Annotated in this window: 5 protein-coding genes; 1 reads left to right on the top strand and 4 read right to left on the bottom strand. The window is 68.1% G+C overall.

Annotation, left to right across the window (positions count from 1 at the left end; all coding sequences use genetic code 11):
* Nucleotides 1-109: 109 nt before the first annotated feature.
* Nucleotides 110-2,731, bottom strand: coding sequence for a valine--tRNA ligase (locus ACFVZW_RS35950; RefSeq protein WP_384530654.1), 2,622 nt, complete (start codon nucleotides 2,729-2,731; stop codon nucleotides 110-112).
* A gap of 141 nt (nucleotides 2,732-2,872) precedes the next feature.
* Between ACFVZW_RS35950 and ACFVZW_RS35945 the strand changes: the two genes are divergently transcribed.
* On the top strand, nucleotides 2,873-3,844 hold the full coding sequence (locus ACFVZW_RS35945; protein ID WP_384530652.1) for a hypothetical protein: 972 nt from the start codon (nucleotides 2,873-2,875) through the stop codon (nucleotides 3,842-3,844).
* A 62-nt stretch (nucleotides 3,845-3,906) separates the two neighbouring features.
* Here ACFVZW_RS35945 and clpX read toward each other — a convergent pair whose 3' ends face one another.
* The 3 genes from clpX to ACFVZW_RS35930 form a co-directional block, all read right to left on the bottom strand.
* Nucleotides 3,907-5,190 (bottom strand): ATP-dependent Clp protease ATP-binding subunit ClpX, encoded by a 1,284-nt coding sequence (clpX, locus tag ACFVZW_RS35940; RefSeq protein ID WP_137989313.1) that lies wholly within the window; start codon nucleotides 5,188-5,190, stop codon nucleotides 3,907-3,909.
* Nucleotides 5,191-5,346: 156 nt separating this feature from the next.
* Complete coding sequence (locus ACFVZW_RS35935; RefSeq protein WP_137994695.1) at nucleotides 5,347-6,009, bottom strand: ATP-dependent Clp protease proteolytic subunit; 663 nt, start codon at nucleotides 6,007-6,009, stop codon at nucleotides 5,347-5,349.
* 63 nt (nucleotides 6,010-6,072) lie between these two features.
* Nucleotides 6,073-6,690 (bottom strand): ATP-dependent Clp protease proteolytic subunit, encoded by a 618-nt coding sequence (locus ACFVZW_RS35930; protein ID WP_384530650.1) that lies wholly within the window; start codon nucleotides 6,688-6,690, stop codon nucleotides 6,073-6,075.
* Nucleotides 6,691-6,960: the final 270 nt, after the last annotated feature.

The following is a 6,960-nucleotide window of genomic DNA, read 5'->3' as shown; positions in this document are numbered from 1 at the left end:
CCTGCCCACGTTCATCTATACATACACAACCACTCTACTCACAAAACCCCCACCCAAAAAAACTGCCCCCCCCCCCCCCCGTTTCCGTCCCCCCCCCCCTCACCAGCACTTACGCCTGCGGCAGCCGCTCCAGCTGGGCCTGGATACGGGCGATGTCCTCGTCCGCCTTGGCGAGCCGCGTACGGATCTTCTCGACCACGTTGTCCGGCGCCTTCGCCAGGAACGCCTCGTTGCCGAGCTTGCCGTTGGCCTGCGCCTTCTCCTTCTCGGCCGCCGCGAGGTCCTTGGCGAGGCGCTTGCGCTCCGCCGCGACGTCGATGGTGCCGGACAGGTCGAGCGCGACCGTGGCGCCGGCGACCGGCAGGGAGGCGGTGGCGGAGAAGCCCTCGCCCTCCGGCTGGAGGCGCAGCAGCTGACGGATGGCCGCCTCGTGCGGGGCGAGGGCGGTGCCGGTCACCTCCAGGCGGGCCGGGACCTTCTGACCGGGCTGCAGGCCCTGGTCCGAGCGGAACCGGCGGACCTCGGTGATGACCTGCTGGACCAGCTCGATCTCCTTCTCGGCGGCTTCGTCGCGGAAGCCCGAGTCGGCCGGCCAGTCGGCGATGACGACCGACTCCTTGCCGGTGAGCGTGGTCCAGAGCGTCTCGGTGACGAACGGGACGACCGGGTGCAGCAGCCGCAGCATCACGTCGAGGACCTCGCCGAGGACACGGCCGGAGACCTTGGCACCCTCGCCGCCCGCGAAGAACGTGGTCTTCGACAGCTCGACGTACCAGTCGAAGACCTCGTCCCACGCGAAGTGGTAGAGCGTGTCGGCGAGCTTCGCGAACTGGTAGTCGTCGTAGTACGCGTCGACCTCGGCGACCGTCTTGTTGAGCCGCGAGAGGATCCAGCGGTCCGTCGCGGACATCTCCGACGGGTCCGGCAGGGGGCCCTCGACCGTCGCGCCGTTCATCAGCGCGAAGCGGGTGGCGTTCCAGATCTTGTTGGCGAAGTTACGGGACGCCTTGACCCAGTCCTCGCCGATCGGGACGTCGACGCCCGGGTTGGCACCGTTGACCAGGGTGAAGCGGACGGCGTCGGAGCCGTACTCGTCCATCCAGTCCAGCGGGTTGACGGCGTTGCCGAAGGACTTCGACATCTTCTTGCCCAACTGGTCACGGACCATGCCGTGCAGGGCGATGGTGTGGAACGGCGGGGTGCCGTCCATCGCGTACAGGCCGAACATCATCATCCGGGCGACCCAGAAGAAGAGGATGTCGTAGCCGGTGACCAGGACCGAGTTCGGATAGAACTTCGCGAGGCTGTCGGTCTGCTCCGGCCAGCCGAGCGTGGAGAACGGCCACAGGCCGGAGGAGAACCAGGTGTCCAGGACGTCCGTGTCCTGGTGCCAGCCTTCGCCCGTCGGCGGCTGCTCGTCCGGTCCGACGCAGACGATCTCGCCGTCCGGGCCGTACCAGACGGGGATGCGGTGGCCCCACCACAGCTGGCGCGAGATGCACCAGTCGTGGAGGTTGTCGACCCAGTCGAAGTACCGCTTCTCCATCTCCTGCGGGTGGATCTTGACCTTGCCGTCGCGGACCGCGTCACCGGCGGCCTTGGCGAGCGGGCCGACCTTGACCCACCACTGCATCGACAGGCGCGGCTCGAGGGTGGTCTTGCAGCGCGAGCAGTGGCCGACGGAGTGGGTGTACGGACGCTTCTCGGCGACGATCCGGCCCTCGGCACGCAGCGCGGCGACGATGGCGGAACGGGCTTCGAGGCGGTCCAGGCCCTGGAAGGGGCCATGGGCGGTGATGACCGCGCGCTCGTCCATGACGGCGAGGTTCTGCAGGCCGTGGCGCTGGCCGATCTCGAAGTCGTTCGGGTCGTGCGCCGGGGTCACCTTGACGGCTCCGGTGCCGAACGCGGGGTCGACGTGCTCGTCGGCGACGACCGGGATCCGGCGGCCGGTCAGCGGCAGCTCGATCTCCGTGCCGACGAGGTGCTTGTACCGCTCGTCCTCGGGGTGGACCGCGACGGCGGTGTCACCGAGCATCGTCTCCGCGCGGGTGGTGGCGACGACGATGGAGGCGTCACCCTCGCCGTACCGGATGGAGACGAGCTCGCCGTCGTCGTCCTGGTACTCGACCTCGATGTCGGAGATCGCCGTCAGACAGCGCGGGCACCAGTTGATGATGCGCTCGGCGCGGTAGATCAGCTCGTCGTCGTAGAGGCGCTTGAAGATGGTCTGGACGGCCTCGGAGAGGCCCTCGTCCATGGTGAAGCGCTCGCGGGACCAGTCGACGCCGTCACCGAGGCGGCGCATCTGGCCGGAGATCTGACCGCCGGACTCGGCCTTCCACTGCCAGACGCGCTCGACGAACGCCTCGCGGCCCAGGTCGTGGCGGGACTTGCCCTCCTTGGCGAGCTCACGCTCGACGACGTTCTGGGTGGCGATACCGGCGTGGTCCATGCCCGGCTGCCACAGCGTCTCGTAGCCCTGCATCCGCTTGCGGCGGGTGAGGGCGTCGATGAGGGTGTGCTCGAAGGCATGGCCCAGGTGGAGCGAACCGGTGACGTTCGGCGGCGGGATGACGATGGTGTACGGCGGCTTCTCGCTGTGCTCGTCGGCTTCGAAGTAGCCCCGCTCTACCCAGCGCTCGTACAGCTTCCCCTCTACTTCGGCCGGCGCGTACTGGGTCGGCAGTTCGGGGTTGGCTGCTGGCTGCTGCTGAGTGTTCTCGGTCACGGGGTCAGTTTAGGGGTGCGGCGCGGTTGTCCTGAAACTCGTTTGTTCCGTAACGGTGTGCCCCCCGGCGCCCCTGCGGGGCCGGGCTTCCGCCAGGATGTCGTTCGCTACGCATAAACATCCTGTGAGGGGAACCTGTCCATGAGCTACAACCAGCCGGGCCCGTACGGCGGTCAGCCCCAGCAGCCCGGGCCGTACGGTCAGCCGGGCCAGCCCGGTCCGTACGGTCAGCCGCCGCAAGCGCCGCAGCCCGGCTATGGGTACCCGCAGCAGGCACCCCAGGGCGTGCCGCCGCAGCAGCCCTACGGCTACCCGCAGCAGCAGCCGGGCCCGTACGGCCAGCCCCAGCAGCCGGGTCCCTACGGCCAGCCTCCTCAGCAGCCCCCGTACGGCCAGGCCCCCGGCGGCTACATGCCGCCCCCGCCGCCGGCGCAGGGCGGTGGCAAGAAGACGGGCCTGATCATCGGCGCCTCGGTCGTGGCGCTGGCCCTTATCGGGGGCGGCGCCTGGTACTTCACGGCGGGGGGTGGCGGCTCGTCGGTCGCGAACGACGGCCCGCACAAGCTGATCACGCCCGAGACGGTCCTCACGGAGTACAAGAAGGCCCCGGACAGCAGCAACGGCAGCGACAAGGAGTCGCTCAAGGAGGCCGAGCAGAACGGCGTGAAGAACGCCAAGAACGTCGGCGCCGGGTACCAGGTGAAGGACCCGAACAACCCGCTCGGCACCAAGATGATCTCGTTCAGCGGTCTCTACGGCGAGATCGACGACCCCGAGCAGGTGGTCGACACCGTCTTCGCCACCATCAAGAAGGAGGCCGAGAAGGACAAGGGCAAGGCGGACGAGCCGCAGCTGGTCGGCAGCCCCCAGAGCTACGAGCCGGCGGAGCTCGACGGAGCGGTCCTCAAGTGCCAGCAGGCGAAGACCGAGGCGAACGCGGCTGAGTCCACGCCGGCGTTCACCATGACCATCTGCGTGTGGGGCGACCACAGCACGGTGGGCTTCGTGGTTCCGATGGACATGGGCTCCATGATGACCGGCAAGGCGGGCTCCGCCGAGGAGGCGGCAAGCCTCACCGCCAAGTTCCGCAAGGAAGTTCGCGTCAAGGCCTGACCCAGCCGAACGAAAAGGGGCGCCCCGGCGGGGGCGCCCCTTTCTCGTGCTGCTTTCGGCGCTTACGCGCTCTTCTCGTGACGCCCGTCGTTCTTCACGATCCGCGGCACCAGCGTCGGGTTCACGTTGTTGTGGACGACGTCCGCCGTGATGACCACGCGGGCCACGTCCTTGCGGGACGGGACCTCGTACATCACCGACATCAGGACCTCTTCCATGATGGCCCGCAGGCCACGCGCGCCCGTGCCGCGCAGGATCGCCTGGTCGGCGATGGCCTCCAGGGCCGGGCGGTCGAAGTCCAGCTCCACGCCGTCGAGTTCGAAGAGGCGCTGGTACTGCTTCACCAGCGCGTTGCGCGGCTCGACGAGGATCTTGAGCAGGGCCTCGCGGTCGAGGTTGTGGACCGAGGTGATGACGGGCAGACGGCCGATGAACTCCGGGATCATCCCGAACTTCACCAGGTCCTCCGGCATGACCTCCTGGAACTGGTCGCTCGCCTCGATCTCGCGCTTGGAGCGGATCGTCGCCCCGAAGCCGATGCCCTTCGCGCCCGCACGCGACTCGATGATCTTCTCCAGGCCGGCGAAGGCGCCGCCCACGATGAAGAGCACGTTCGTCGTGTCGATCTGGATGAACTCCTGGTGCGGGTGCTTCCGGCCGCCCTGCGGCGGCACGGAGGCGGTGGTGCCCTCCAGGATCTTGAGGAGCGCCTGCTGGACGCCCTCACCGCTCACGTCACGCGTGATCGACGGGTTTTCGCTCTTACGGGCGACCTTGTCGATCTCGTCGATGTAGATGATCCCGGTCTCGGCCTTCTTGACGTCGTAGTCGGCCGCCTGGATCAGCTTGAGCAGGATGTTCTCGACGTCCTCGCCGACATACCCGGCCTCCGTCAGCGCCGTCGCGTCGGCGATGGCGAACGGGACGTTGAGCATGCGGGCGAGCGTCTGCGCCAGGAGCGTCTTGCCGGAGCCTGTGGGGCCCAGCAGCAGAATGTTGGACTTCGCCAGCTCGATGGCGTCGTCACGTCCCGCGCCGCCGCCGTTCTCGCCGGCCTGGACGCGCTTGTAGTGGTTGTACACCGCGACCGAGAGGGCCTTCTTCGCGGGCTCCTGCCCGACGACGTACCCCTCGAGGAACTCGTAGATCTCGCGAGGCTTGGGGAGCTCCTCCCAGCGCACCTCGCTCGTCTCCGCGAGTTCTTCCTCGATGATCTCGTTGCAGAGGTCGATGCACTCATCGCAGATGTACACACCGGGTCCCGCGATGAGCTTCTTCACCTGCTTCTGGCTCTTTCCGCAGAACGAGCACTTGAGCAGATCGCCGCCATCACCGATGCGTGCCACGAGGTGCTTCCCCTTCGCCTGGGAGCGCTTGGTTCAGCGACTCCTGGTGCCTCATATTCGACGGTACCTTGCCGGGCCCCCCGTTCGGGCCCCCCTTGGCACGGTTCACATGGTCGTGATTCAGCCACGCGGACCGTGCCAGGGGAAGGCCGAGCGTCAGGCTGCCGCGGCGGCCGTGCTCTTGCGGGTCGAGACGATCTGGTCGACCAGGCCGTACGCCAGGGCGTCCTCGGCGGTCAGGATCTTGTCGCGCTCGATGTCGTCGCGGATCTTCTCGATCGGCGTCGAGGAGTGCTTGGCCAGCATCTCCTCGAGCTGGGTCCGCATCCGCAGGATCTCGTTGGCCGCGATCTCCAGGTCGGAGAGCTGCTCACGGCCGGTGCCGCCGGACGGCTGGTGGATCAGCACGCGGGCGTTCGGCAGGGCCATCCGCTTGCCGGGCGTACCGGCGGCGAGCAGCACGGCCGCGGCGGAGGCCGCCTGGCCCATGCAGACCGTCTGGATGTCCGGCTTGACGAACTGCATCGTGTCGTAGATGGCCGTCAGCGCGGTGAAGGAGCCACCGGGGCTGTTGATGTAGATCGAGATGTCGCGGTCCGGGTCCATCGACTCCAGGCACAGCAGCTGGGCCATGACGTCGTTGGCGGAGGCGTCGTCGATCTGCACGCCGAGGAAGATCACGCGCTCCTCGAAGAGCTTCGCGTACGGGTCGTACTCGCGGATGCCCTGCGAGGTGCGCTCGACGAAGCGCGGGACGACGTACCGGTTGTCCATCGGCGCGCCGGTGTAGAGGCCGCTCGGGGAGAGGTTGTTCTGCATCTGGATGTTCACCGTCCTGGTGGCGTTCGGCGGGGGCTGGGGCTCTTCAGCGGACTGCCGGGCTCAGGCGCCCGTGCCGCCGCCGCCGGGAACGCCCGCGGCGTGGGTGATGATGTCGTCGATGAGGCCGTAGTTCTTGGCCTCCTCCGCCGTGAACCAGCGGTCGCGGTCGCCGTCGCGGATGATCGTCTCGACGGTCTGGCCGGAGTGGAGCGCGGTGATCTCGGCCATGCGCTTCTTCGTGCGGAGGAGGTACTCGGCCTGGATCTTGATGTCCGAGGCCGTGCCGCCGATGCCGGCGGAGCCCTGGTGCATCAGGACGTCGGTGTTCGGCAGCGCGAAGCGCTTGCCGGCGGAGCCGCCGGTCAGCAGGAACTGGCCCATCGAGGCCGCCATGCCCATACCGATGGTGACGACGTCGTTGGGGATGTACTGCATGGTGTCGTAGATGGCCATGCCGGCCGTCACCGAGCCACCGGGGCTGTTGATGTACAGGAAGATGTCCTTCTCCGGGTCAGCGGCCAGGAGAAGCATCTGCGCGGTGATCTTGTTGGCGATCTCGTCGTCGACCTGCTGGCCGAGGAAGATGATGCGCTCGCCGAGCAGTCGGTTGTAGACATGGTCGCCGAGGCCACCACCGATGGACGGCTCACCCGCGGCGTAAGGCTTCAGATTCGTCACGTATCCACCTGCTCGTCTCCGACGGCGACGGCCGTCTCAGCGTCTCGTTCTGAGGGCAGTGCCCTCGTATTCATGGACCCTAACGCGCAGGTAGGACAACGCCATCCCGGTTCCCTAACTGTTCGCTGGGAGCGCAAGGTTGTCGACGCTCCCGCGAGGCCGGGAATACGGGCACCGGGCGCCCGCCCACCCCCGCCGCCCCGGCCGGGGGCCGCCCCGGGTCGAAGCGGCGCGCAGCCCCCGGCAGGCAAACGCGCCCCCCGCCGAGGC

This window comes from Streptomyces sp. NPDC059567 (genome assembly GCF_042735655.1).
In the GTDB taxonomy this organism is placed as follows: Bacteria; Actinomycetota; Actinomycetes; order Streptomycetales; family Streptomycetaceae; genus Streptomyces.
This window is presented reverse-complemented; position numbering and strand designations above follow the sequence as displayed.